The sequence below is a fragment of the Bradyrhizobium sp. 44 genome, assembly GCF_023073095.1.
Taxonomy (GTDB): domain Bacteria; phylum Pseudomonadota; class Alphaproteobacteria; order Rhizobiales; family Xanthobacteraceae; genus Bradyrhizobium.
Map to the genome: position 1 here is coordinate 735,640 of NZ_JADPIY010000008.1, position 26,861 is coordinate 762,500.

At 63.1% G+C, this 26,861-nt stretch carries 18 protein-coding genes, 2 tRNA genes, 2 rRNA genes and 1 riboswitch (1 of these 23 running past the window's edge); of the genes, 13 read left to right on the plus strand and 9 right to left on the minus strand.

Going from position 1 to position 26,861, the window contains the following annotated elements:
- Positions 1–31 precede the first annotated feature (31 nt).
- Entirely contained in the window at positions 32–736 is a 705-nt protein-coding gene (locus IVB41_RS05560) for a YdcF family protein (RefSeq protein ID WP_247427631.1), read from the plus strand.
- 32 nt (positions 737–768) lie between these two features.
- Entirely contained in the window at positions 769–1,542 is a 774-nt protein-coding gene (locus tag IVB41_RS05565) for a 1-acyl-sn-glycerol-3-phosphate acyltransferase (RefSeq protein ID WP_027565607.1), read from the plus strand.
- Here IVB41_RS05565 and IVB41_RS05570 read toward each other — a convergent pair.
- Positions 1,539–2,150: a gamma-glutamylcyclotransferase gene (locus tag IVB41_RS05570; protein ID WP_247427634.1), complete on the minus strand. Its 612-nt coding sequence runs from the start codon at positions 2,148–2,150 to the stop codon at positions 1,539–1,541. The genes IVB41_RS05565 and IVB41_RS05570 overlap by 4 nt on opposite strands.
- A 110-nt stretch (positions 2,151–2,260) precedes the next feature.
- Here IVB41_RS05570 and IVB41_RS05575 point away from each other — a divergent pair, with 110 nt between their 5' ends.
- The gene (locus IVB41_RS05575; protein ID WP_247427637.1) at positions 2,261–3,445 is read left to right on the plus strand and encodes a DUF2125 domain-containing protein; all 1,185 of its coding nucleotides are present in this window, start codon (positions 2,261–2,263) and stop codon (positions 3,443–3,445) included.
- Between the two features lie 241 nt (positions 3,446–3,686).
- The gene (locus IVB41_RS05580) at positions 3,687–5,030 is read left to right on the plus strand and encodes a GDSL-type esterase/lipase family protein (protein ID WP_247427640.1); all 1,344 of its coding nucleotides are present in this window, start codon (positions 3,687–3,689) and stop codon (positions 5,028–5,030) included.
- A gap of 77 nt (positions 5,031–5,107) precedes the next feature.
- On the opposite strand, the gene IVB41_RS05585 is transcribed toward IVB41_RS05580, so the two are convergent.
- Positions 5,108–5,701 carry a hypothetical protein gene (locus tag IVB41_RS05585; RefSeq protein ID WP_247427643.1) on the minus strand — a complete coding sequence of 198 codons (594 nt, stop codon included), beginning with the start codon at positions 5,699–5,701 and terminating at the stop codon, positions 5,108–5,110.
- Positions 5,702–5,729: 28 nt separating this feature from the next.
- On the opposite strand from IVB41_RS05585, the gene IVB41_RS05590 reads away from it, so the two are divergent.
- Positions 5,730–7,298 carry a hypothetical protein gene (locus tag IVB41_RS05590; protein WP_247427646.1) on the plus strand — a complete coding sequence of 523 codons (1,569 nt, stop codon included), beginning with the start codon at positions 5,730–5,732 and terminating at the stop codon, positions 7,296–7,298.
- Between the two features lie 89 nt (positions 7,299–7,387).
- On the opposite strand, the gene IVB41_RS05595 is transcribed toward IVB41_RS05590, so the two are convergent.
- The 3 genes from IVB41_RS05595 to IVB41_RS05605 are packed head-to-tail and all read right to left on the minus strand — an operon-like array spanning position 7,388 to position 10,300.
- Entirely contained in the window at positions 7,388–8,326 is a 939-nt protein-coding gene (locus tag IVB41_RS05595; protein WP_247427649.1) for a prephenate/arogenate dehydrogenase family protein, read from the minus strand.
- On the minus strand, positions 8,323–9,417 hold the full coding sequence (gene hisC / locus IVB41_RS05600) for a histidinol-phosphate transaminase (protein WP_247427652.1): 1,095 nt from the start codon (positions 9,415–9,417) through the stop codon (positions 8,323–8,325). Before hisC ends, IVB41_RS05595 begins: the two co-directional genes overlap by 4 nt.
- 34 nt (positions 9,418–9,451) lie before the next feature.
- Entirely contained in the window at positions 9,452–10,300 is an 849-nt protein-coding gene (locus IVB41_RS05605) for a chorismate mutase (RefSeq protein ID WP_247427655.1), read from the minus strand.
- Between the two features lie 204 nt (positions 10,301–10,504).
- Positions 10,505–10,584, plus strand: a riboswitch (SAM riboswitch).
- Positions 10,585–10,674: 90 nt separating this feature from the next.
- Here IVB41_RS05605 and IVB41_RS05610 point away from each other — a divergent pair.
- Positions 10,675–11,877, plus strand: a complete 1,203-nt coding sequence (locus tag IVB41_RS05610; RefSeq protein WP_027565598.1) for a homoserine O-acetyltransferase — start codon at positions 10,675–10,677, stop codon at positions 11,875–11,877.
- A 13-nt stretch (positions 11,878–11,890) separates the two neighbouring features.
- Positions 11,891–12,553, plus strand: coding sequence for a methionine biosynthesis protein MetW (metW, locus tag IVB41_RS05615; RefSeq protein ID WP_247357813.1), 663 nt, complete (start codon positions 11,891–11,893; stop codon positions 12,551–12,553).
- A gap of 51 nt (positions 12,554–12,604) precedes the next feature.
- On the opposite strand, the gene IVB41_RS05620 is transcribed toward metW, so the two are convergent.
- The gene (locus IVB41_RS05620) at positions 12,605–13,468 is read right to left on the minus strand and encodes an alpha/beta fold hydrolase (protein ID WP_247427658.1); all 864 of its coding nucleotides are present in this window, start codon (positions 13,466–13,468) and stop codon (positions 12,605–12,607) included.
- 200 nt (positions 13,469–13,668) lie between these two features.
- On the opposite strand from IVB41_RS05620, the gene IVB41_RS05625 reads away from it, so the two are divergent.
- Positions 13,669–14,508 carry a TIGR02594 family protein gene (locus IVB41_RS05625; RefSeq protein ID WP_247427663.1) on the plus strand — a complete coding sequence of 280 codons (840 nt, stop codon included), beginning with the start codon at positions 13,669–13,671 and terminating at the stop codon, positions 14,506–14,508.
- A gap of 109 nt (positions 14,509–14,617) precedes the next feature.
- On the opposite strand, the gene IVB41_RS05630 is transcribed toward IVB41_RS05625, so the two are convergent.
- On the minus strand, positions 14,618–15,406 hold the full coding sequence (locus IVB41_RS05630) for an MOSC domain-containing protein (RefSeq protein WP_247427666.1): 789 nt from the start codon (positions 15,404–15,406) through the stop codon (positions 14,618–14,620).
- 257 nt (positions 15,407–15,663) lie between these two features.
- Between IVB41_RS05630 and clpB the strand changes: the two genes are divergently transcribed.
- Entirely contained in the window at positions 15,664–18,303 is a 2,640-nt protein-coding gene (gene clpB, locus IVB41_RS05635) for an ATP-dependent chaperone ClpB (protein WP_247427669.1), read from the plus strand.
- A gap of 182 nt (positions 18,304–18,485) precedes the next feature.
- Here the strand turns inward: clpB and IVB41_RS05640 are convergent, their stop codons facing one another.
- Both IVB41_RS05640 and IVB41_RS05645 read right to left on the minus strand, forming a co-directional pair.
- Entirely contained in the window at positions 18,486–20,105 is a 1,620-nt protein-coding gene (locus IVB41_RS05640) for a hypothetical protein (RefSeq protein ID WP_247427673.1), read from the minus strand.
- A gap of 155 nt (positions 20,106–20,260) precedes the next feature.
- On the minus strand, positions 20,261–22,324 hold the full coding sequence (locus tag IVB41_RS05645; protein WP_027565592.1) for a M23 family metallopeptidase: 2,064 nt from the start codon (positions 22,322–22,324) through the stop codon (positions 20,261–20,263).
- 1,002 nt (positions 22,325–23,326) lie between these two features.
- On the opposite strand from IVB41_RS05645, the gene IVB41_RS05650 reads away from it, so the two are divergent.
- From IVB41_RS05650 to IVB41_RS05665, 4 genes are all read left to right on the plus strand, one after another.
- Positions 23,327–24,815: ribosomal RNA gene (locus IVB41_RS05650) — 16S ribosomal RNA — on the plus strand.
- A 188-nt stretch (positions 24,816–25,003) separates the two neighbouring features.
- Positions 25,004–25,080, plus strand: a tRNA-Ile gene (locus tag IVB41_RS05655).
- A gap of 33 nt (positions 25,081–25,113) precedes the next feature.
- Positions 25,114–25,189: transfer RNA gene (locus IVB41_RS05660), tRNA-Ala, on the plus strand.
- Positions 25,190–25,594: 405 nt separating this feature from the next.
- Positions 25,595–26,861 (plus strand): 23S ribosomal RNA (locus tag IVB41_RS05665) (it continues 1,606 nt past the right edge of the window).
- Together the 16S and 23S rRNA genes with 2 tRNA genes alongside form the textbook arrangement of a ribosomal RNA operon.

A 26,861-nucleotide genomic window follows, 5' to 3' on the forward strand; every position in this document is an offset into this window, starting at 1 on the left:
ATCATCTCTGGGAAGGGATCACCGACATCACATGACCGCGCCGACCGACGATCGATCGCCGAAACTGCCGCGCGGCTGGCTGCGCGCGGCCGTGATGTCGGCGATTGCGCTCGCCTTCGTCGCCGCGGCGGCGGGCTTCATCGCGTTTCTGTCGCAATTGCGCGGCGCCGAGATCGCGCCGGACCGCAAGGCGGACGGCATCGTGGTGCTGACCGGCGGCTCCTCGCGGGTGTCGGATGCGATGGAGCTGCTCGCTGCCGGCTACGGCAGGAGGCTCCTGATCTCCGGCGTGCACCCGACCTCGACGGCGAGCGACATCTCCCGGACGTTGCCGGAGAACCAGTCCTTCATGCGTTGCTGCGTCGATCTCGACCGCACCGCGGTCTCGACCCGCGGCAATGCCGCGGAGGCGCGGCGCTGGGCCGCGGGACGCGGCTTCAAATCGCTGATCGTGGTCACCTCGAACTATCACATGCCGCGCGCGCTGGTGGAATTCTCGCATGCGATGCCGGAGACGACACTGATCCCGTTCGTGGTGGTCGGCGACAAATGGCGCGAGGAGCCGTGGTGGACCTCGTCGTCCACCTTGCGGCTGCTGCTGTCGGAATATGTCAAGTACATCGCGGCCGAGCTCAGGGTGCGGCTGGAGGATTTCGGGATTGACCTTTCGCCCGAGATGTCGGAGCAGCCTTCCGGGCTGCAGCCGAAGCGGCCCGCCACCGCACAGGCCAATTGATCGGCAACTGATCGGCATTGATCGGATCCTCGATGTTCTTGATTTTCCTGCGATCGCTCGTCTTCAACGTGCTGTTCTACACCGTGCTGGTGTGCCTCGCGATCGTGGCGCTGCCGACCTTCGCGTTGCCGCCGCGCGCCATGCTCACGGTCGCGCAATGGTGGGCGAAGGCGACGCTGTTCCTGATGCGGGCGGTCTGCAACATCAAGGTGGAATTCCGCGGCCTCGACAAGATTCCGACGGGACCATTGGTCGTCGTGGCGAAGCACCAGTCATTCTGGGAGACGTTCGTCTTGCCGGGCTTCTTCGACCGTCCGATTTTCATCCTCAAGCGTCAGCTCATGCAGATCCCGGTGTTCGGTCAGTTCTTGGTCAAGACCGGGATGATCGCGATCGACCGCAATGCCGGCGTCAAGGCGCTGCTGGACATGACGCGGCGGGCGCGCGAGGCGGTGCGCAGCGGCGGGCAGCTCGTGATCTTTCCCGAAGGCACGCGCCGCGCTCCCGGCGCGCCACCGGACTACAAAAGCGGCTTCGCGCAGATCTATTCGTCCTGCGGCGCGCCGTGCCTGCCGATCGCGCTCAATTCCGGCCTTTTCTGGCCGCGCCGCACCTTCATGCGCTATCCCGGCACGCTGGTGGTGGAGTTCCTCGATCCGCTGCCGCCGGGCTTGCCCAAGGACGAGTTTCTCTCTCGCGTGCAAACGGCGATCGAAGACGCGACCGGCCGCCTCGTCGAAGCGGGTCGCAAGGAGCAGGAGCAGCTGATCGGCTCGGCGCCGAGCTATGCGCCGTTGGAGAACTAGCGGTTTTCCCGATCGTCCACCGGAGCCGGGGCGTGCGGAGAATGCGCATCCCCATGCAGCATCATGGCAAGCTGATGCAGCTGCGCGTCGCGAAAGCCTTCGGCCTCGATCGCCTTCACCGTCGCGGTCACGTAGTCGCGGTTGGCGCCGGACTGGCCGTGGCCCTGCAGCACGTGGCGATGCTGGTCGGTGAGAGACAGCCGGCCGGCATATTGCACATGGCCGCGATCGACGACATAGGCGAGCGCGGAGACGCGCTGCCGCGCATCGTTCTCCAGCCACACCGAGCGCATGACTTCGCGATAGACCGACGTCACCTGCTCGCGCGCGCGCAAATAGGCCACGACGTCGGCGCGGTTCTTTTCGGCGACGCGGAAGGCGATGCCGCGGCAGGCGCCGCCGCGGTCGAGGCCGAGCACCAGACCCGGCTTCTCCGGCGTGCCACGGTGGACGAAGGAATAGACGCAGAGCGCGCGGTGCTCGCCGACCAGCCGCGCGGGGACGCGCTCCTCGAATTCGAAGCCCGGCCGCCACATCAGCGAGCCGTAGCCGAACACCCAGAGGTCGCCTTTGGCAGTGGTGACGGAGGGGAGGGTGATTTCCGACATTTCGGGCACGGCTACCAGAACCGCGCCCCCAAGCGAAGAGAATTCTCCGCCTTTCGGAGCAAGCCAACCTCGCTTACATTTGACAAAATCAGGGGTCAAAGGGTCGCCGCATGTCCGATATGACCATTGCCGCACGCCGGCGCTCCCGCTGGGGCCTTTTCATCGCCCCTGTCATCCTCCTGATCCTCGCGGTGGCGTGGAGCGGCTTCTGGTTCTATGCGGCGTCGCAGGCCGAAATCGCCGCCGATGCCTGGCGCGCGCAGGAGGCCAAATCCGGCCGCGTCTATGATTGCGCCAAGCGCTCGATCGCGGGCTTCCCCTTCCGCTTCGAGGTCCAGTGTTCGGGCGCCAGCGTCGCCCTGGTGTCGCAGAGCGCCAGCAAGACGCCGTTCACGGCGAAGCTCGACAACATCCTGGTCGTCGCGCAGGTCTACGACCCCAAGCGCGTCATCGCGGAATTCACCGCACCCGCGACGCTCACTGACGGCGTCACGCAGAGCACCTTCGTGGTGAACTGGAGCAAGGGTCGCAGCAGCGTGGTCGGCCTGCCCGCCGTGCCGGAGCGCGCCTCCATCGTGTTCGAGGAGCCGACCGTCAATCGTGTCGACGGCAGCGTGCAGGTGCCGCTCGCGCGCGCGAAACAGGTCGAGCTGCATGGACGCCTCGCGGATGGATCGCCGTCCGATCATCCCGTGATCGAGACCGTGCTCCAGATCGCGCAGGGCAGTATCCAGGGCGTTCATCCGCTGCTCGCCGAGCCGTTCGAGGCCGACACGCGGGCGAAGATCACCGGACTGTCCGACCTCACGCCAAAGCCGTGGCCGCAGCGCTTCCGCGAGATCCAGGCCGCCGGCGGCCATATCAAGATCGTACAGTCCCGGATCCAGCAGGGCGAGATGATCGCGGTTGCGGCCGGCACGCTCGGGCTCTCGGCCAACGGCCGTCTCGACGGCGAATTGCAGATGACGGTGACGGGCCTCGAGCGCGTGATCCCCGCGCTCGGCATCGAGAAGATGCTGGAGGAGGGGGTGCCGCAGGCGACCCTCGATCGCGTCGCGCCCGGCGTGAAGTCGCAGGACCTCAACAATCTGTTCGGTGCGCTCGACCGCGCCGTTCCCGGCCTCGGCAAGGTCATCAAGCAGAACGCCAATGCCGGCGTGGCCGCCGGCATCAATTCGATCGGCACCGAGAGCACGCTGGAAGGTAGGAAGGCCCGCAGCTTCCCGCTGAAGTTCGTCGACGGCGCCGTGCTGCTCGGCCCGGTCAAGGTCGGCCAGATCCCGCCGCTGTATTAGGTCGTGAATTCATAAATCTGCCGGGCGGACAGCTTGGTCCGCCTGACGCGTTTGAAGCTGTGAACAGATGGCTTCCGAGGAGCTTCTTGTTAGCGCTGGTGATGCAACCCGCGAGGTCCTCTCCGGCGTCGGGCGAGGAGTGTGTCAGTTGCGGCTGGACAGGTAGCGTTCTGCCGCCCTATTGAAGGCCAACTGACGGCTCTAAAGTCGCGCCCAAATTATCTGGGGTTCGGGGGAAACAATGCACGCGTTGAATTGTCTCGTCGCAGCATCGCTGCTCGTCGCCTCGCTTCAGACCGCAACCGCCAGGGATAACGAACATTGGGTGGTGTCCTGGACGGGCGCGGTTCAGGGCCCATACCCCGTCGGCAATCCGTCTGCCCAGCCGGAACAGAAATTCGCGTTTCCCGAGCCTGCGGCCGGTGCGCGGGACCAGACCTTTCGCCTGATCGTTCGGCCGGATATCTGGGGCCGTCAGGCCCGCATTCGGCTCAGCAACGCCTTTGGCACCAAACCCGTCACGTTTGACGGCGTTTACGTCGGCCTGCAATCGGGTAGTGCCGCGTTGATCCGCGGCTCCAACACTCCCATTACGTTCGCCGGCACGCCTTCCGTTACGGTGTCGCCGGGAAATTCGGTCTGGAGCGATGCGATCGCGCTGCCGTTTGCAAAGCGGCCCGATGACCTCGCCGGCCGCGGGCTTGCGGTCAGTTTTCATGTCGCCGGCCAGAGCGGTCCGATGACCTGGCACGCCAAAGCGCTGACCACCTCCTATGTCAGTGCGCCGGGCGGCGGCGCGAAGGGCGCCCTCGAAGACGAGGCTTCCTTCCCCTATGCGACCGCGTCGTGGTTCTTCCTCGATGCGATCGAGATGACTGCGCCTGCGGACGCCTTCGCCATCATGGCGTTTGGGGATTCGATTACCGACGGGACCGCCTCGACCATGAATGGCGACGATCGCTGGCCCAACGTGCTGTCGCGTCGCCTGAAGGCGGTCTACGGCAACAAGGTCGCCGTCGTGAATGGCGGCATCGGTGGCAACCAAATCGCAGGCCCCGCCGAATACGGTCCCGACAAACCGTACGCGGGCGGCCCCGCTTCGGGTCAGCGGCTCGATCGCGACGTGCTGTCGCTGTCCGGCATATCGAGCCTGATCTGGCTGGAAGGCATCAACGATTTCAGCAAGAACGGCAATTTTGCCGCCGACCAGGTCATCGCCGCGATGAAGGACGGCGTCGCGAAACTACGCGCGAAATGGCCGCAAGCCCGGATCATCGGCGCCACCGTCGTTTCGGCACTGGGCAGCACCAGCGCGGCCCATGGTTTTCCCGAGCAGGATGACAAGCGTAAGGCGCTCAACGCATTCATCCGTAGCTCAGGGACATTCGACGCTGTGATAGATTTTGATCGCGCGACGCTCGACCCGGCCTCGGGTGGCCTCAAGCCGGAGTTCGTTCCCGAAAGCACGACAGGCGGCGCCGGCGACAAGCTTCATCCCAACCGCACCGGATATCTGGCGATGGGACAGGCCATCGACCTCGATCTGTTCAAGCCGGGAAAGTTTGTTCGCAGCGCGAAGCAGTAGGAAGAATTCATAGTCGCCTCTCTCCATTCATCGCCCTCAGCTGTCGTAACGCCCTCCATGCGGGTTACGAGCTGAACTCACGGCCGCTTCGCCGGATCGTGATGACCCGCCGGGAATGCGGAGCCGCAAACTCCGCTCTCTCTCCATGTCGGCCGCACGATGATGCGGTCGCCCCAGGCAGGAGAGATAATCATGATCAAGTCCAAACCGTTCGTTGCCGTCGTCGCCATCTCGGCCGCGATCGCGACGCCCGCCTTCGCGCAGTGGCAATGGCAGTCGCAGGAGCCGGCCGCATACGCCTCGATGTATCCGAATGGTGATCGCAACATCTCGAATCCCACGACGCGGGAGACGATGGCATTCGTCCCCACGCCGAAATCACCGCGCCCCACGGTGATGCGCGCGACCAAGGGCAAATAGCCGCCGTCCCACCACTTGCCCCTCGCGAACTGGGCCCGGTCATGTCCCGGCCGGGCCCAATGCGCGTTGCCTTGAACGTGGCTTTGGACGATCGCGCGTGCGGATCCGCAGCCAACGAAAAATATTCCGAACAGGATCGTCAGGAAAACGTGATGCAGAAGATGCACGGCGCCGCGAATAATCGCAGCCGCATTCAAATCACTCCACACCAGGGAAGCATGCATGCGCCGGAGACGGCGCGCGGAATCCAATCCACTTCCCAAATGGAGGAAGCTTCAAGTGCGGATCATCAATTGCGGACTGATGCTGGGTATTCTCGCTGCCTGTTCCGGGCAGGCGCGTGCCGACGACAATGTCACAACCGAAATCCAGTCGCTGAAGGCCAAGCTGAAGGAGCTGCAGCAGCGCGTGGACTCGGAGGCGCGCAAGACGCGGCAGGTTGAAGCGCAGGCGAAGGCCGTTCAGTTGCCGGCAAGTTACAAGGCGCTCGCCGCCGATCCATGTGCGGCCGGCAAGGTCTGCTACAAGGGCGTGACTTTGACCTTCGGTGGCTGGGTCGATCTCACCGGCATCTACCGCTCGCGTAATCTCGCCTCCGATACCGGCTCGGTCTACAACTTCATCCCCTATCAGCAGAGCCGCAACTTCAACATTCCGGAAACGCGCTTCTCCGCGCGCCAGAGCAGGTTCTCGGTGCTGGCCGAGGGCAATGCCGATGCCGACACGCACCTCGCGGGCTATGGCGAGATCGATTTCGAAGGTGCGGCTCAGACGGCGAGCTCGGTTGCGACCAACTCGTTCAATCCGCGCATGCGGCAGCTCAGTCTGGAACTGGACAGCAGTGATCTCGGTCTTCACTTCCTCGCCGGGCAATCCTGGTCGCTCAACGCGCCGACCAAGTCCGGCATCGATCCTCGTGGCGTCGATGCGCCCGGCGTGATCGACTTCGAATCCGTTCCGGGATTTCTTGCGGCACGCCAGCCCGGGCTGCGCGTCTGGCAGGACATCGGACCGGAGTTCAAGCTGGCTGCCTCGGTCGAGAATGCCCAGACAGCGTTCTTCGGCGGCAACGTCCCGGCCGTCGGCACAACCGCCATCGGACCACAGGGCGTGCTGAACCCGAACCTTCAGGTCAATCTGACCGGTCCCGGCGGCAGCTTCTTCAACAACCTCAACAATGTCAGTCTGAATCAGGTGCCCGACATCACCGTCAAGGCAGCGTGGGACCCACGGCTCGGGCCCACCAAGCTGCATGTCGAGGCGTGGGCGCTCTACCGCCAGCTGTTCGATCGCTTCAACAACGCCAACCACACCTACGACACCGGAAGCTTCGGTGGACACATCTTCGCCGAGCTGATTCCGAAAACTCTCGATCTTCAGCTCTATGGCTCGCACGGCGTGTTGGGCCGCTTCACGGCAACGCCGTTCCCTGACGCGGCGGTGGCGCAGGACGGCACCATCCTCCCGCTGACGATCACGGCGGCCGCCGTCGGCCTGATCTGGCACGCGACGCCGAGCCTCGATGTCTACTCCTATGCAGGCCTCGAAAAGGCCAAGGCGAATTTCGCCAATGTTGGAACGGTGCCGTTCGGCTACGGCAATCCGCTCTACAACAACACCGGCTGCTTGACCGAGAACTCGCCGGCCGCGACCTGCAACGGCAACACCAGGGAGGTCCGGCAGATCACGACCGGGATCTACGACACCATCTACCAGGGGAGTTTCGGTACGCTGAAAGCCGGCCTGCAGTATTCCCACACGCAACGGTTCGCGTTCGCGGGCGTCGGCGGCGCGCCGAAGACGGACGACAACGTCGTCATGACGCAGATCCGCTACTATCCGTTCTAGTCACGGAGCCACGCAGGCTCGTAGCCTGGATGGTCTCAAGCGATGGAGGTCCCGGATTACGCTTGCGCTCCATCCGGGCTACTTCAGTGCTACGGCTTGTTGCCGAGCTGCGCGTGCGGCCGGCCGAAGTCGGGCGCAGCCGAGTCCTGGCCGATTTCGACGATGCCGCGGCGGATGGCGCGGGTGCGGGTGAAGTGGTCGAACAGTGCCTCGCCGTCGCCGCGGCGGATCGCGCGGGTGAGCTTTGCCAGATCCTCGGTGAAGGTGCCGAGCATCTCCAGCACGGCTTCCTTGTTGGCGAGGAAGACGTCGCGCCACATCGTCGGATCGGATGCCGCGATGCGCGTGAAGTCGCGAAAGCCGCCGGCGGAGAACTTGATGACCTCAGACTCCGTCACCTGCGCCAGCTCGTCGGCGGTGCCGACGATGGTGTAGGCGATCAGATGCGGCAGATGGCTGGTGATCGCGAGCACGAGATCATGATGATCCGGCGTCATGATTTCGACCTTGGCGCCCATCGCCGCCCAGAACGCACGCAGGCGATCGGTGGCAGCCGCATTAACGCCCTCCGGCGGGGTGAGGATGCACCAGCGGTTGATGAAGAGCTCGGCGAAGCCGGAATCGGGGCCCGAATGCTCGGTGCCTGCGACGGGATGCGCCGGCACGAAATGGATACCTTTCGGCAGATGCGGCGCCATATCCCTGACGATGGCGCCCTTGACCGAGCCGACGTCGGAGATGATCGCGCCGGGCTTGAGATGCGGGGCGATCTCCTGCGCCACCGGGCCGCAGGCGCCGACGGGAATGCAGAGGATAACGAGATCGGCGTCCTTCACGGCTTCTGCATTGGTCGCCACGACCTGATCGACGATGCCGAGCTCCATCACGCGTGCGCGCGTCTTCTCCGAGCGCGCGGTGGTGACGATCTCGGAAGCCAGGCCCTGGAGCTTCGCGGCGCGCGCGATCGAGCCGCCGATCAGGCCGAAGCCGATCAGCGCGACGCGCTGGAAGTGCGGGGTCGCGCTCATCGTCCGGCCATGAAGTCGCGCAGGCCCTCGACGACGAGGCGGTTGGCCTCCTCGGTGCCGATGGTCATGCGCAGCGAATGCGGCAGGCCGTAGTTCTTCAAGCCGCGCAGCACCAGCCCGCGCCTGGTGAGGAAGGCGTCGGCTGCGTCCGAGGTCTTGCCCTCGGTGGGGAAGTGGATCAGCACGAAATTGGCGACGCTCGGCGTCACCTTCAGCCCGAGCTTGCCGATCTCCTCGATCAGCCAGTTGCGCCAGGTCTCGGTGAACTGCTTCGACATGGCCTGGTGCGCGGTGTCCTCGATCGCGGCAACGGCGGCGTACATGGCCGGCGTCGATACGTTGAAGGGACCGCGGATGCGGTTGACCGCATCGATGATGTGCTCGGGGCCGAACATCCAGCCGATGCGCAGTGCCGCAAGACCATGGATCTTGGAGAAGGTGTGTGTCACCACCGTGTTTTCGGTGGTCGCGACCAGCTCGATCCCCATCTCGTAATCGTTGCGCGAGACGTAGTCGCAATAGGCTGCGTCCAGCACCAGCAGCACGTGCGAGGGCAGGCCAGCGCGCAGGCGCTTGACCTCGTCGAACGGCACATAGGTGCCGGTCGGGTTGTTGGGGTTGGCGAGCCAGACCAGCTTTGTCTTCGGCGTCACCGCCTTGAGGATGGCGTCGACATCGCAGGTGAGGTTCTTCTCGGCCGCGATGACATTCTTCGCGCCGACCGCCATGGTCGCGATCGGGTAGACCAGGAAGCCATGCGTAGTCGAGATCGCCTCGTCACCGTGGCTGAGATAGGTGTGGGCGAGCAGGTTGAGGATCTCGTCCGAGCCGGCGCCGCAGATGATGCGGTTGGGATCGAGCCCGAAGGTGCGCCCGATCGCTTCGCGCAGCACGCGCGAGGTCCCTTCCGGATAGTCTTCCAGATGATCCGCCACGTTCTTGAACGCCTCGATCGCCTTCGGCGAGGGCCCGAACGGCGTCTCGTTGGCCGAAAGCTTGAACACCTTGCGGCCGGGCTCTGCCACTGGAGTCTTGCCGGGCGTGTAGGGCGCAATATCGAGAATGCCGGGATTCGGCACGGGGCGGGACATCTTCAACTCCGGACTGGCTTAAGCGGTTCGCGACTTACGATTTCGACCCGGTCGGGGGCACCGTATAGCGCGTTGCGTGGCTGCCGACGAGGGCCGTGGAGCGCACCGAGGCCCCCGCTTCGATCAGGGCAGCCTTGATCTTGTCGATGTTGCTTGTCGCGGTGACCGAGACCAGCAGCGCGGCACCGTCGAAGGCGGTGTCGGGCACCGCCACGATCTCGGCGAGCGGCGACAGGGCGCGCGCGACCTCCGCATTCCACCCAGAGACGCGGACGCTGAAGGTCTCGACCTCCGTCACCAGGGCGCTGTCGGCGACGCGCGAGACCGCGAACACGGGCAACGCCGCCGGATGGTCGGCGCGCTCGACAAAGGGCAGCCGCGCGATGATCTTTGGCGCGCCGGCTTCTTCCAGCGACAGCCACCACGGCGTGCGGCTCGAAGTCGCCGAGACCAGCGCCAGATCGCCCTTGGACTTCGCGACGGCCTCGACCGCCGCCTGCGCGCTGAAATGCGCGACGTAAGGCACCGTGAAGCCGAAATGGAATCGCGCGGAATCGCGCATGGCCGGCTCGCTCGCCGAGATGTCGGCGTGCACCGAGAACGGGGCCTGGACATAGGTGAAGGTCGCGATGATGACGCGCCAGATGCTCTCGACGGTGTCGAGCGGCAGGATGCCGCGATGACGCTGCACGAGGTCGCGCATCATGGAGGCCTCGCGTGCCGGGCGGAACGCCGAGCCGACCTCCTGGGTCTGCTTCACCTGGATCAGGCGGTCGATGATGTCGCCGCGTTGCATCAGCAGGCGATGCATGCCTTCGTCGATCGCGTCGATCTCCTTGCGCAATTCCTGGAGTGATGGTGGCGCGGGCGGACGATGGGACATGTCTGACAGGTGCTGTTGAGAGGCGTTCCAATGCGGATCAGTCGAGCCGTCACCGCTGTGATGGATATCCTGATTAGGCAGTCGGGGCTGCGAAAGCAAAGAGAAATGCAAAGGGAAATCGGGCCCTTTCCGCCCGTGGCGCGACAGGCGAATTTGGCTGATCCGGGCCGTGACTTGACGAAAACCATCCAAGACGGTAGTTTTTACCCGTTCCGTGGTCATTTGAGCCGGCCGGCTTGCAGCCACGTTAAAAAACTCGCTAAACAGGCCGGGGACGCTTTCGATCCCGGCCGAACCTATCGTTCAGGCCGGGTTTTTCATGGCCTGATGTCAATGCGGTCACCACGACGACCGCAAACGAGGTCGATGGTCAGATGGTTGGCGTCCAGTCAATTCCGAGTCCCGCGATCACCGCCGACGAGCGGTCGCACGAGGTGGATCATCCGAGTTCGCACGTCGCGCAGTTTGGCTTGGAACAGCCGCTGCGGCTCGATTGCGGTGTCGATCTCAGCCCGTTCCAGATCGCCTACCAGACCTATGGCGAGCTGAATGCCGATCGCTCCAACGCGATCCTGATCTGCCATGCGCTGACCGGCGACCAGCACGTCGCCAATGTGCACCCTGTCACCGGCAAGCCCGGCTGGTGGGAGACTTTGGTCGGCTCGGGCCGACCGCTCGATCCCAGCGAGTATTTTATCATCTGCTCCAACGTGATCGGCGGCTGCATGGGCTCGACCGGTCCGGCTTCGATCAATCCGGCGACCGGCAAGGTTTGGGGCCTCGATTTCCCCGTCATCACCATCCCCGACATGGTGCGCGCGCAGGCGATGCTGATCGACCGGCTCGGCATCGACACGCTGTTCGCAGTCGTCGGCGGCTCGATGGGCGGCATGCAAGTGCTGCAATGGACGGCGGCGTATCCGAGCCGGGTGTTCTCCGCGCTGGCGATCGCCTGCTCGACACGACATTCGGCGCAGAACATCGCGTTCCACGAGCTTGGCCGCCAGGCGGTGATGGCCGATCCCGACTGGCACCATGGCGGCTATGCCGATCAAGGTATCCATCCGCATCGTGGGCTCGCTGTCGCCCGGATGGCGGCGCACATCACCTATCTCTCCGACGCCGCGCTGCATCGCAAATTCGGACGGCGGATGCAGGACCGCGAGCTGCCGACCTTCTCGTTCGACGCCGACTTCCAGGTCGAGTCCTACCTGCGCTACCAGGGCTCGTCCTTTGTCGAACGCTTCGATGCCAACTCCTATCTCTATCTGACCCGCGCGATGGATTATTTCGACATCGCGGGCGACCATGGCGGCGTGCTGGCGAAGGCGTTCGCGGGAATCCAGACCCGGTTCTGCGTGGTCTCCTTCACCAGCGACTGGCTGTTCCCGACATCGGAATCGCGCGCACTGGTGCACGCGTTGAATGCGTCGAGCGCGCGGGTGTCGTTCGCCGAGATCGAGACCGATCGCGGTCACGACGCGTTCCTCCTCGACGTGCCCGAGTTCTTCGACATCGGCCGTGCGTTCCTGCAGTCGGCAGGCAAGGCGCGCGGGCTCACCGCCAAGAAAGCTTAAAGGACGGCTAGTCATGTCTGTACAGGAAGCGCTGCCGCTGGGCGGCCTTGCGGCCGGGCAGCCCGGTGATTTTCGCGCCGACCATGTGCTGGTGGCCGAGATGGTCAAGCCGGGCTCGAAAGTGCTCGATGTCGGGTGTGGCGAGGGCGACCTGCTCCAGCTGCTGGAAACTCGCGGCATCGACGGCCGCGGCATCGAGCTGTCGCGCGAGGGCGTCAACCGCTGCGTCGCCAAGGGTCTCGCGGTGGTGCAGGGCGATGCCGACACCGACCTCGTGAATTATCCGGATGACGCCTTTGACTACGTGATCCTGTCGCAAACCTTGCAGGCGACGCGGCAGCCCAAGGTCGTGCTCGAGAATCTCTTGCGCATCGGCCGCCGCGCCATCGTGTCGTTCCCGAATTTCGGCTTCTGGAAGATGCGGCTCCAGCTCCTGATCGGCGGCCACATGCCGCGCACGGAGAACCTGCCGGCAAGCTGGTATGACACCGCCAACATCCATTTCTGCACCATCAAGGATTTCGTCGAGCTCTGCGATGCGATCGACGTCAAGATGGAACGTGCCGAGGCGCTCGACCTCTACGGCCGTCCGCTGCGGCTGCGGATGCCCTGGTGGGTGTGGAATCTGTTCGGCGAGCAGGGCGTGTTTCTGCTGACGCGGGGCGGCAGGAAGTAGGCCGGCCCGTTACCCCATCTACGCGACGCAGTACCTGGTGACGCCTTCGCGCTAATGCGCCGCCAGTGACCTCGGGTCGCGCACCGGCCATCTTCCCGCTTCCACCAGCGTGACGAACCGTTCCACAGTTTCGTTGAACAGCGCTGGCTCTTCGAGATTGAGGACGTGGCCGGACTTCGGAAACATGGCGAGCCCTGCCGCAGGCAGATGCTTCTTCAGGAACAGGCTTGCGCCCACGCACGGATCGTCCTCGTCGCCGCAGATGATGAGTGCCGGCGTCGTGGCCGCTCTGATCGCGTCCGTCATCGTAAAGATCGAGGGACGGCCGGCCTGGAAGCCGCGCATCGTCCGCGCCGATCCCTTGGCGTCGTGCCGCGCCAGGGCGGCATAGAAATCGGCGTGGCCGCGCGGGTCCTTCACCAGGAAGGGAATCCGGCTCGGCGCCTCGCGCGTGACTTTTGCGACTTCGGCTGAGCCGAGCATCTCGAATTGCTCCGCGTTGGCGCGGCACTGCTTGCGCCAGGCGTCGAGGTTCTCGATCTCCGAGCCTGAGCCGACGCCGGCGAGCGTCATCGACAGCGCACGTTGGGGCGCGTTGAGCCCGATCTGGAGCGACGAATAGGCGCCCATCGAGAGACCGACGAAGTGCGCGCGATCGATCTTCAGATGATCGAGCACCGCGAGCGCATCGGTATAGAAATGCGTGTAGCCGTAGACCTCGCCATCAGGCACGTCCGATGGCGTGTAGCCGCGCGCCGAATAGGTGATGCAGCGATGGCCGCGCGAAAAGTAGCGCATCTGCGGCTCCCAATTGGTGTAGTCGGCCGCGAATTCGTGCAGAAAAATAATCGGCGTGCCGGTGCCTGCTTCTTCGAAATAGAGGCGACAATTGTCCTTCGTGAGGGCGTGAGGCATCCGGTTTTCTCCCTGAGGTGGCTGCGGCATTGGAATGCCGTCCTGCGGTGAGCGCATACGACCCTAACACTTATTAATCATCGTCGAAAATCTCCGCGGCCGCGTCTTGTTCTCGCCACATCAGGATACTGATACAGCCCGCGGATGTCGGCCACCGCACGGGCCGATTGGGAAGTGGGGGTGTCAACGAAGGATGAAGAATGTTCGAGTTGTTTGCGTCTCGCCTGTCGCGCTGTGTCGTCGCGCTGGCTGTTTTCTTCGCGGCGGTCGCCGCCTTCACTTCTCCGGCGTCAGCACGACCTCATCGTCATAGCGCAGAGCGCCACGCTTACGCGCATCACGCCAGCAGACATCATCATTACCGGCATGCACGCAGCTCGCGTTTCGATCACGGCGCGGCGCAATTGCAGGCGAGCGGCTTCGGCAACACCTTCGCCAGCTATGACCCGAACGCCAATACCGGCGGCATCGCCATGAGCGGCAGCGGTGGAATGGCCATGAGCGGCAGCGGTGGAATGGCTATGAGCGGCAGCGGTGGAATGGCCATGCGGGGCAACGCAGGAATGGTGACCAGCGATAGCAGTGGGAAGATCACGCGCGCCAGCCGTCGAATCGCCACGAGGCGTGGCGGTGGGATGGCCACTAACGCGAATGACGGCGGCGTGGCCACGGGCAGCGGCGGCTTCGGCGGCGGATCGGGCCTCGTGTCCGAGGCGCGCCGCTATGTCGGCGGCAATCCGACCGGCCGCGGCAGCCTGTGGTGCGCGCGGTTCATGAACATGGTGCTTGAGAAGACCGGTCACCGTGGCACCGGCTCCGATATGGCGAATTCGTTCGCCCATTACGGGACGCGCGTCACCGGTCCGCAGGTCGGCGCCATCGCAGTGATGTCGCGCGGCGGCCGGGGCGGTCATGTCGGCATCATTACCGGCGTCGACGCGCAGGGCAATCCGATCATGATCTCCGGCAACAACGGCAACCGCGTTCGCGAAGCACCGGTCTCGCGCGGCCGGATCTATGCGTATGTGATGCCGAACTGACGGCCGTCATTGCGAGGAGCGGAGCGACAAAGCAATCCAGACCGTCTCCGCGGGCGCATTCCTGGATTGTGTCGCTTCGCTCGCAATGACGGGCGGCGCCGGCGCCACGTCACACCAGCTTCGGCTCTTCCAACGCAACCGCGTCGCCCACGCCGATGTCGCCGTCGGCGATCACCTCGGCATAGATGCCGCAGTCCATGTGGCCGAGATTGCTCGAGAGCGTGGTCGGGATTTCGAGATCGCGCCTGGCGGTCTCGGGGTCGACATTGATGGCCGGGCAGCGCTTGATGCGCTTGACCGCTTGCAGCCGGGCCTGTCCGATCGCGAGCGTCTGGCCGACGAGGTCGAGCTCGGACCAGGCCGGCCAGCCCTTCACGTAGAGATTGGCGCGGAAGCGCAGCGGGTGGACGGCGGCGCCGCCGAGCATGGTCTCGAGCGCGCGGACGCTGTCGAGATTGATGATGGACACGACCTTGCGGGCGACGTCGGAAAAGCTGTGGTTGCGGCCGGACAGGATCTTGGGCGGACCTTTCAGCTCTGGCTGAAAGTTCTGGCTGAAGTAGTCCTCGATGGCGGCGCGCCCGGCGGCGGTCTCGAGATCGCCGCTGGCGACGATCTGGCCGTCCTTGCGGATGGTCAGGCGGTTGGTCGCGTCCTCGAACCGGCTGTCGAGCGAAGCCAGCCGCTCATTGCGCGCCAGCATCAGGAACTGGATCTTCGGCTTCCACTGCGGCTGTTCCGGATCGAAGCCGCTGGGGCCGTTCTCAATGGCGTAGCGGCGGTCGGCGGGCAGGGTCTGGCCGGCTCGCAGGGAGACGCGGGGCAGGGGCTCCGGCGTCAGGCCCTTGATCGGATAACGGTAGAGGCCGGTGATCTCGGCGGTCTGGCTGGCTGTCATTGCGCTAGGGGTCATGCCGCTACTTAGGGGATTCGGCCCATCGGCGCCAAGCGGGCGGATCCGCGCACGAAATTGTGAACTCGCCTCTTCCGGTCCGAGGCCTCGCTTCCCACATCTGGGTCAGGCCGGCGCCAGCGCCGGCTGATAAGGACCGTTGCCGGTTGAGAAACGTCAATGCGGTCATCGGAAACCCAATGAAGATGCCGTTTGGAGTGCCTCTGAGGGCTCCAGGGGCAGGCCGAGGGAAAGACCACGATATGAACATCGAAAAATATACCGAACGCTCCAGGGGCTTCGTCCAGTCCGCACAGTCGCTTGCGGTGCGCGAAGGGCACCAGCAGTTTTCGACCCTGCACGTCCTGAAAGTGCTGCTGGACGACAATGAAGGCCTCGCTGCCGGCCTGATCGACCGTGCCGGCGGCAATTCCCGCGCAATCCTGAAGGCGACCGAGGACGTCCTGAACAAGGTGCCGAAGGTCTCTGGCGGCGGAGCCGGCCAGATCTATCTGGCGCCCGAGCTCGCCCGCACCTTCGACGTTGCCGAAAAGGCCGGCGAGAAGGCCGGCGACAGCTTTGTTACCGTCGAGCGGCTGCTGCTCGGCCTCGCGCTGGAGAAGACCAGCGAGGCGGGCGCGATCCTGGCCAAGGGCGGCGTCACCCCGCAAAACCTCAACGCGGCGATCGAGGCGCTGCGCAAGGGCCGGACCGCGGACTCCGCCACGGCCGAGAACGCGTATGACGCGCTGAAGAAATATGCCCGCGACCTCACCCAGGCGGCGCGCGACGGCAAGCTCGATCCGGTCATCGGCCGTGACGAGGAGATCCGTCGCACGATCCAGGTGCTGTCGCGCCGGACCAAGAACAATCCCGTCCTGATCGGCGAGCCCGGTGTCGGCAAGACCGCCATCGCCGAGGGCCTGGCGCTGCGCATCGTCAACGGCGACGTGCCCGAGAGCCTGAAGGACAAGAAGCTGCTGTCGCTCGACCTTGGCTCGCTGATTGCAGGTGCAAAATATCGCGGGGAGTTCGAGGAGCGGCTGAAGGCCGTGCTGCAGGAGGTGACCGGGAGCGAGGGCAATTTCGTCTTGTTCATCGACGAGATGCACACGCTGATCGGCGCCGGCAAGGGCGATGGCGCAATGGACGCGTCCAACCTGCTCAAGCCTGCGCTCGCCCGCGGCGAGTTGCACTGCATCGGCGCCACCACGCTCGACGAGTACCAGAAGCACGTCGAAAAGGACGCGGCGCTGGCGCGGCGTTTCCAGCCGATCTTCGTCAGCGAGCCCTCGGTCGAGGACACGATCTCGATCCTGCGCGGGCTGAAGGACAAGTACGAGCAGCACCATGGCGTGCGGATCACCGATTCCGCGCTGGTCGCCGCCACGACGCTGTCCAACCGCTACATCACCGACCGCTTCCTGCCGGACAAGGCCATCGACCTCATGGACGAGGCGGCCGCGCGGCTCAAGATGCAGGTCGACTCCAAGCCGGAAGAGCTGGATTCGATGGATCGGGAAATCATCCGGCTGAAGATCGAACAGGAAGCATTGAAGAAAGAGAGCGATGCCGGTTCGAAGGGCCGCCTGCAGACCCTGGAGAAGGAGCTGGCCGATCTCGAGGAGAAGTCCGCGGCGCTCACCGCACGCTGGAGCGCGGAGAAGAACAAGCTCTCCGACGCCCAGAAGCTGAAGGCCGAGCTCGACGGCTTACGGGTCGAACTCGCCAACGCGCAGCGGCGTGGTGAATTCCAGAAGGCCGGCGAGCTGGCCTATGGCCGGATCCCCGAGCTCGAAAAGCAGCTTGCAGACATCGAGGCCAAGGAGAACTCCGGCGAGATGATGGAGGAGGCGGTCACCGCCAACCACATCGCGCAGGTGGTCTCGCGCTGGACCGGCGTGCCCGTCGACAAGATGCTGGAAGGCGAGAAAGACAAGCTCCTGCGGATGGAGGACTCGCTCGGCAAGCGCGTCGTCGGGCAGGCCGAGGCCGTGCGTGCGGTCGCGACCGCCGTGCGCCGTTCGCGCGCGGGGCTGCAAGATCCGAACCGGCCGACCGGCTCGTTCATGTTCCTGGGGCCCACCGGCGTCGGCAAGACCGAGCTGACGAAAGCGCTCGCCGAGTATCTGTTCAACGACGAGACCGCGATGGTCCGGCTCGACATGTCCGAGTACATGGAGAAGCACTCGGTTTCGCGGCTGATCGGCGCGCCTCCGGGCTACGTCGGTTATGACGAGGGCGGTGCGCTGACCGAAGCAGTGCGGCGCCGGCCCTACCAGGTCGTGCTGTTCGACGAGATCGAGAAGGCGCACCCCGACGTGTTCAACGTCCTGTTGCAGGTGCTCGACGACGGCCGCCTCACCGACGGCCAGGGCCGCACCGTCGACTTCCGCAACACGCTGATCATCATGACCTCGAACCTCGGTTCGGAGTTTCTGGTGAACCAGCCGGAGGGCGAGGACACCTCGGCCGTGCGCGAGCAGGTGATGGGAATGGTGCGGTCGCACTTCAGGCCAGAGTTCTTGAACCGCGTCGACGAGATCATCCTGTTCCATCGCTTGCAGAGGAGCGAGATGGGCCGGATCGTCGAGATCCAGTTCGCGCGGCTGCAGAAGCTCTTGACCGATCGCAAGATCGTGCTGACGCTCGACGCTGCGGGCCGCGACTGGCTCGCCGCCAAGGGCTGGGATCCCGCCTACGGCGCACGGCCGCTCAAGCGCGTGATCCAGCGTCACGTCCAGGATCCGCTCGCAGAGATGATCCTGGCCGGCGACGTCAAGGACGGCGATACCGTTGCGATCTCGTCCGAAGGCAACGTGCTGACCTTCAACGGCAAGGCGCCGCAGACCGCGGAGATCGCCCAGTTCGAGGCGCCGGTGTCGAAGCGGAAGCTGAACTGAGCGCCGGCAATCCAAGCCTGAAGCAAAAAGCCGCCCCGGAGAGGTCAATCTCTCCGGGGCGGTTTGTTTTGCGGGTTGTTGACGATGTTGCTGCCGGAGTGTGGTCTGGCTAGGACGTGCAATCTTTGCGGTGCGGCCCTGCCGGCATATGCGATCCATCTACAATTTCGACGCGCGGGGACTTATTTCTTCGTGACCTTGTAGATCGCGTTCTCGATGTCAGAAGAGAAATAGATCGTGCCGGATTCCCCGATGCCAACGCCCGTCGGGATATGCGTCGGCAGCCCTCCGGGCGCACCGCTCAGGCCGATCGGGAGATTGGCCGCGATCTCGGTGATCGTGCCGCTCTCCGGTGCGATCTCGATCAACCGCTTCGCGCCGACCTCCGCCACGATCAGCTTGCCGTCGCTGGCGCGTGCGATGCCTTCGGGCATTTTCAGGTCCTTGGCGATGACCGTCTTCTCGCCGTTGCTCTCGATCATCGAGACGACGCCGGAAAAGGCTTCGGTGACATAGACCGCGCCGCGCGATCCCGCGACCAGCCCGACCGGACCCTCGAGTCCGCCGATCAGCGTGGTGCGGTCCTTGCCGTGCTCGCCGCTGACGCGGACCAGCGATTTTGTGCCGAGCTCGGCCACCAGGATGCTGCCGTCCGCGAGCACGAGCGCGTCATGCGGCGCCTTGAAGCCGTGCAGCATGTCGCGCGTGGCGCCGGTCTTGCCGTCGATCACCTGCACCGTGCCGGTGAACCAGCTCGACAGGACCACATCGTTGCCCTTCGCCGTCGCGCTCATCGGATATTCGAGCGTGACGCCGGCGGCGTGCATGCGGGCCTTCTCGGTGACCTCGCCGGTCGCGCCGTCCACCGTGCGATAGGCGAACACGTCGGCGACGTGGATCGTATCCTTGCCGTTCTCCGACGTGACGCCGATGCCGCCGGGCAAAGCGAGCTTGCCGATGATGACCTGCCGCGCCTGGCCGGTCGCGGGATCGACCTCCTGGATGCCGTTGTCGGCCATGTTGGAGACGTAGATCCGGTCCTTGTCGTCGATTGCGAGATTGTCCAGCGACGGCTTCAATTGCGCCATCATGGTCTTGGCGCCCGAGTTCGGATCGAGGCGGACGAGCTGGCCGAGGGCGGTGTCGACCACCCAGAGATTGCCCTTGGAATCGAAGTTCACCGCGGCCGGGACCTTGAAGCCGTCGGCGACGACGGTCAGCTCGGCCTTGTCGACGTCGACCCTTGCGACCTGCCCCTTGAACCAGAGCGGACCGTAGAGCTTGTCGTCGGGACCGAACTCGAAGCCGTTGAGGCCGCCCATCTTCTCCATGATCTGGCGCGGTGGTTTGACGCCCTCGACGTCGATCTCATAGAGCGTGTCGCCGAGGAAGACGGTGGTGGCGTACAGCCTGCCATCCTTGCGGAAGGCGAGCGAATTGATGCCGGGAAGGCCGGAAGCGAGCTTCTTGATCGGGCCGTCGCCCTTGCGCGAGTAGAGATCGCCGGCCAGGAAGCCGGTCCAGGCCATGGTGCCGTCGGGCGCGAATGCGATGTCGTCGGCCATTCCGACCGGAGCGGGGATTGCAACCTTGGCGGTACCGCCGGCGATGTCGACCTCGTAGAGCGCCGCGCCCGCGACGCTGCCGGCAAACAGATGGCCGGCCTTGTCGATCGCAAGCCCGTGCACGCCGTGGAACGCCGAGCCGGGGACGAGCTTGGTGACCTCCCAGTTTTCGGCCGAAACACTGGTGGCGGAGACAATCGCAGCGACGAAGGCTGCGCAGGCGAGCCTGTTCTTCATGGCGAGACCTCCCGTTTTTTGGAAAGTATTCGCTCCTCATGCCGCTTTGGCAAACGAAACTTGACGTTGTGATGCGGCCAAGCGGGCCTCGCGCGACGACGTCAAATCCGGATCATGTTTGAAGATGACCGGCCGATCTCGGCCGGTCATCGGCTTTACCGGTTCGTGACCTGCAACGGACCGCCGGTGGCGTCCGACATCCGGGCGATGGCGCCGGCGCGGCCGCTCATCATGCCGTCGAGCCGGTCGCGCTCCTTCTCAAAGCCGGCCAGCATCGGGCCTTCCAGCGAGCGGCCGCGCGGCAGTTTCACACGCAGCGGATCGACGAAGCGGCCGTTGACCAGGATTTCGTAGTGGACGTGCGGGCCGGTCGACGCGCCGGTCGAACCGACGAAGCCGATCACCTGGCCCTGCCGCACCTTCTTGCCGGGCTCCATGCCCTTGGCGAAGGCCGACATATGGCCATAAGCGGTCTCGTAGCCGTTGTTGTGCTTGATGCGGATGTATTTGCCGTAGCCGCCCTCGGGGCCCGCCTTCTCGATCACGCCGTTGCCGGAGGCGAAGATCGGCGTGCCGTAGGAGGTCGCCCAGTCGACGCCGGTATGCATCTTCACATAGCCGAGGATGGGGTGTCGGCGGCCGCCGAAGCCGGAGCGCATGATGGCGTTGTTGACAGGCTTGCGCACCAGGAACTTCTTCGCGCTCTTGCCGGTCTCGTCATAGTAGTCGACGACGCCGTCGTCCGGGCTCTGGTAGCGGTAGTATTTCTTGGTCTCGCCGCCGAGCGTCAGCGAAGCGAACAGCACGTCGTTCTTTTCGCTCGCGGTCACGCCTTCGTCTTCGCCGGCGTAGAACACGTCGAATGAATCGCCCGGCGCCACCTTGCGCTGGAAATCGACGTCGTAGGAGTAGATCTTGATCATGTCGTCGATGACGGGCATCGGCACTTTGTTGCGCATCGCGGTCTCATAGATGCTCTGGTAGAGCCGCACGCCCGTGCCGTCATCGTCGTCATCGTCGTCGCTGTTGGCGTTCGCCGCCGCGTCGGCAACGGTATTCATGCTGGAGACGTCGACCGCGACGTATTTGCCGAGATCGGACAGCGCCGCGATCGCCTCGACCATGGTCTCGTTGGCGATGACGACGCGGTAGGGCTGCAGACGGGCGCCGGGGCTTGCGGGCGCCATCAGGATGCGCAGCTTCTCGCCTTCCTTCAGACCGCCGTCGCGGCCGCGCGGCCCGAGCGTCGCGGTGATCGCCTTGATCTCCTCGGCCGTGGCGCCGAGATCGCGCAGCACGCCGGCGACGCTGTCGCCCTTCTTGACCACGTGGACGCGTTCGCCGTTGGGATTGCCGCCGGTGATCTGTTCCTTGGTCTTCGGCAGCAGCGTGACGTTTTCCGGCACCACGCGCGTCTCGAAGCCGGCATAGGGATCGGACGGCGACACTTCGGTGGCGTAGGCGCTTCTGATGTCGGACGGGCCGGTCGCGCCGGAGACGTCGGCCGCAGCATTGGAGAGTGCGGCGTAGCGCACCCCGCCATTGCCGCGCCAGTTCGCGGCATCACGGACCCGCATCAGGATGTCGTCGAGCGCCACCACTGCGGAAATCTTGGCTTTCGGCAGCACCTGGGAGAGGTCCTTGGTGACGAAGGAGACCTCGGCGTCGGGTTCGACGGCTTCCGGATTGTTGGGATCCTCGGATGCCGCCTTCGGATCGGAGCCGACATCGGTGAGAAGGCGCTGGGCGTTGAACGGCGGGATCTTCGCCGACAGGTCGCTCGTCGTCATCGACAGATTGCCGGCGATCCGGATGAAGGGACGTACCCGCATCACGTCGCGGTTGCCGACGCGGGCAACCGTCGAGACGCGCACGATGTTGCGCGAGGCCGTGGATTCGTTCGGCGGCGGCAGGCGGTCGCTCTTGTGCAGCGTGGCGGCGCGGTCGGCTGCGCCGAATGCGCCGCGTAGCGCGCCTTCGACGCGCTCCGGCACCTTGGCGAAGGTCATTTCGCCGTCGAGCGATGCGAAAACGGCGCCGCCGATCAGGGCTGCGCCGCAGAGTCCGGTCAAGATTGTCCCGCTGAACCATTGCACCGAGACACGGCGGCGATCGATGACGGCGGCTTCGGAACCATCGACGGACAGCGGCGGCTCGTGGCCGAGATCGATGATCCCGGTCTCACGCCCGTAAGCGCCGCGTGACGTCCTGTGGTTCAACCCAAGTCCCCCAATCAACGACCCGAGAGCCGGTATCGAGCCCCTCCTTACGCCGCCCTCTTCATGGGCGTCGCTCGAAAAAGGCAAGCCGCATAGGCGTCCGCGGTCAGAAGGCCCAGATGACGGACCGGCCGAAATTACGAACAGCTAAGCGGAAAAAGATCTCTCGATGTTTCTCGAACGTCTGAAGAAGGCTGCTTCATCGGATGATCGCCCTCCTCTGACCCCACACAAACCGCCGGCAGCCCCCACTGGCATCCCTGCGATTCAAGCTTTGTCTGTACCAGAACGCCGGGGGATTGTGGCTCAAGTACGGCGCCTAATATGGAAAAGTTTCCCGAACGGCCGGGGGCCGATGGCCTTCCAGGGGCGGGGGCTCCCAGCAGCGTTCAAGGCGCCTCCATGCCGCCTCCGGACCCCCCTCGGGCCCAAACTTTTTCTGAGTTTTTTCTCCGCGCCGGCGCGATCCAGCCGCTCGGCGTCCTTCTAACCCGCTGTAATCGCGCAGATTTTTTCAACAATCCACCGTGCGACGATTTTCTGACAATGGTCGTTGACAACCCCGATGGGTGGGGCCTATAACCCGACCACTGAGCGCGGCGCCGCCGGGTCACTGACCAAGGCGAGCGAACGCGCCACTGATGCTCCTCACCTTGTTGAGTGACACAACAGTCGACGTAAGTCGATTGGAGTTCATTCATCGTCGGTAAGGGTGTCGGAACCCTTCCTCTCTGGAAGGTTGGGGCCTCCTGGTCCCGGGCTGTTTGACAAGTGAAGATGAAGAAAGAGAAACGTGGACGGCGGAGTCCTTGCGCCTCTCGGATACTGAAGAGCTTCGGCTTTTGAGTTCTGAGAGGGGACGAAAGACTTCGGCGGTACACGTTTTAAGGTTACACCATCGTTGCCAGCGATGTGAATCGCGGGCAGCTCATCGACTTCGGTCGATGAAAAATGGTGGGACCTCGTCAAAACGTTGTGATCAGCCGGTTCAAAGTTCAAGTCCAACTTGAGAGTTTGATCCTGGCTCAGAGCGAACGCTGGCGGCAGGCTTAACACATGCAAGTCGAGCGGGCGTAGCAATACGTCAGCGGCAGACGGGTGAGTAACGCGTGGGAACATACCTTTTGGTTCGGAACAACACAGGGAAACTTGTGCTAATACCGGATAAGCCCTTACGGGGAAAGATTTATCGCCGAAAGATTGGCCCGCGTCTGATTAGCTAGTTGGTGAGGTAATGGCTCACCAAGGCGACGATCAGTAGCTGGTCTGAGAGGATGATCAGCCACATTGGGACTGAGACACGGCCCAAACTCCTACGGGAGGCAGCAGTGGGGAATATTGGACAATGGGCGCAAGCCTGATCCAGCCATGCCGCGTGAGTGATGAAGGCCCTAGGGTTGTAAAGCTCTTTTGTGCGGGAAGATAATGACGGTACCGCAAGAATAAGCCCCGGCTAACTTCGTGCCAGCAGCCGCGGTAATACGAAGGGGGCTAGCGTTGCTCGGAATCACTGGGCGTAAAGGGTGCGTAGGCGGGTCTTTAAGTCAGGGGTGAAATCCTGGAGCTCAACTCCAGAACTGCCTTTGATACTGAGGATCTTGAGTTCGGGAGAGGTGAGTGGAACTGCGAGTGTAGAGGTGAAATTCGTAGATATTCGCAAGAACACCAGTGGCGAAGGCGGCTCACTGGCCCGATACTGACGCTGAGGCACGAAAGCGTGGGGAGCAAACAGGATTAGATACCCTGGTAGTCCACGCCGTAAACGATGAATGCCAGCCGTTAGTGGGTTTACTCACTAGTGGCGCAGCTAACGCTTTAAGCATTCCGCCTGGGGAGTACGGTCGCAAGATTAAAACTCAAAGGAATTGACGGGGGCCCGCACAAGCGGTGGAGCATGTGGTTTAATTCGACGCAACGCGCAGAACCTTACCAGCCCTTGACATGTCCAGGACCGGTCGCAGAGATGTGACCTTCTCTTCGGAGCCTGGAACACAGGTGCTGCATGGCTGTCGTCAGCTCGTGTCGTGAGATGTTGGGTTAAGTCCCGCAACGAGCGCAACCCCCGTCCTTAGTTGCTACCATTTAGTTGAGCACTCTAAGGAGACTGCCGGTGATAAGCCGCGAGGAAGGTGGGGATGACGTCAAGTCCTCATGGCCCTTACGGGCTGGGCTACACACGTGCTACAATGGCGGTGACAATGGGACGCTAAGGGGCAACCCTTCGCAAATCTCAAAAAGCCGTCTCAGTTCGGATTGGGCTCTGCAACTCGAGCCCATGAAGTTGGAATCGCTAGTAATCGTGGATCAGCACGCCACGGTGAATACGTTCCCGGGCCTTGTACACACCGCCCGTCACACCATGGGAGTTGGTTTTACCTGAAGACGGTGCGCTAACCAGCAATGGAGGCAGCCGGCCACGGTAGGGTCAGCGACTGGGGTGAAGTCGTAACAAGGTAGCCGTAGGGGAACCTGCGGCTGGATCACCTCCTTTCTAAGGATGGTTCTTCAGAAGCTTGCTTCTATCGAACCGTTTTAGAAACATCAGTGGCCAACGGTCGTCAGGATCGTTGAGCTGCATTGGCGGGATTTCGCCGTCTTCGTTTCTCTTTCTTCGCGGACGAACACGCGCTGGGGCTGCAACCTTGCAGAATCCCTGGTCCTTGACTGGATATGCGTTAGGGGCTTGTAGCTCAGTTGGTTAGAGCGCGCGCTTGATAAGCGTGAGGTCGGAAGTTCAAGTCTTCCCAGGCCCACCACACTCATCGAGTGAGCATTCGTCTTCTGGTTACGGGGCCATAGCTCAGCTGGGAGAGCGCGTGCTTTGCAAGCATGAGGTCGTCGGTTCGATCCCGTCTGGCTCCACCAGATGGTTTGATCACCGACTACTCATACCGTCGTCCGCGAAACATCACTTCGCACTTACTAGTCCGGATGGACAGTAAGCTGCGTGATTTCTGACATCGTAAAGAGGAGATCGATCCGAGTTGGATCGGGCAACAAGTAATTGTTGCGCGATACTCCATTATCTCCGGATCATTTCGGCGCTCGTGCGTCTTTTAGCGTAGCTCACAAGGCTGCATTGAAAGACAAGCGAGTTGTAAATGATCCTTTTAGCGAAGCTTGACCGCCTCGCTATCGGAACGATCTTACGAAGCAAGCTGGTCTTTCTAATCATTGTCCGGCTGCAGATAGCGTTCATCGAGGGCGCGTGCCGCAAGGCAGTTCTGCAGACAACATTCTGCCGAGTGTGTGGACATTGATAATGAGAGCAATCAAGTGCCTTAAGGGTGTTCGGTGGATGCCTTGGCGCTGAGAGGCGATGAAGGACGTGCTACGCTGCGATAAGCCGTGGGGAGCTGCGAAGAAGCTTTGATCCATGGATTTCCGAATGGGGAAACCCACCTTCGATAGCCGGAACTCCAAGACCTCAGTCGAAAGACTGTGGTGTGGGGTTCGAACAGAAATGTGAGATGCCTAAGCCTTTAGATTTCGATCGAAGAGGTTTTGGATTTCCGGTTATCAAAAGAAGGTATGAGACTTCTGAATACATAGGAGGTTTCAAGCAAACCCAGGGAACTGAAACATCTAAGTACCTGGAGGAAAGGACATCAACAGAGACTCCGTTAGTAGTGGCGAGCGAACGCGGACCAGGCCAGTGATACATCAAAGACAATCGGAACCAGTCAGGAAAGCTGGGCCTTAGAGGGTGATAGCCCCGTACGAGTAATGCGATGATGTATCCACGAGTAAGGCGGGACACGTGAAATCCTGTCTGAACGCGGGGGGACCACCCTCCAAGCCTAAGTACTCCTCAGCGACCGATAGTGAACCAGTACCGTGAGGGAAAGGTGAAAAGCACCCCGACGAGGGGAGTGAAATAGACCTGAAACCGGACACCTACAAACAGATGGAGCCCAAGATACGTTCTGGGTGACATCGTACCTTTTGTATTATGGGCCAGCGACTTAATTTAACGAGCAAGCTTAAGCCGATAGGCGAAGGCGTAGCGAAAGCGAGTCTGAATAGGGCGTCAAGTTCGTTGTATTAGACCCGAAACCTAGTGATCTAGCCATGAGCAGGTTGAAGGTGAGGTAACACTCACTGGAGGACCGAACGGGTGTCTGTTGAAAAAGACTCCGATGACTTGTGGTTAGGGGTGAAAGGCCAATCAAACTGGGAAATAGCTGGTTCTCCGCGAAAGATATTTAGGTATCGCCTCGGATGAATACCTCAGGGGGTAGAGCACTGGATGGGCTAGGGGGACTTACCGTCTTACCAAACCCAACCAAACTCCGAATACCTGAGAGTACTATCCGGGAGTCACACAGCGGGTGCTAACGTCCGTTGTGGAGAGGGAAACAACCCGGACCTACAGCTAAGGCCCCTAATTCGTGGCTAAGTGGGAAAGGATGTGGAAATCCCAAAACAACCAGGAGGTTGGCTTAGAAGCAGCCATCCTTTAAAGAAAGCGTAACAGCTCACTGGTCTAAATAAGGGTTTCTGCGCCGAAGATGTAACGGGGCTCAAGCCACGAGCC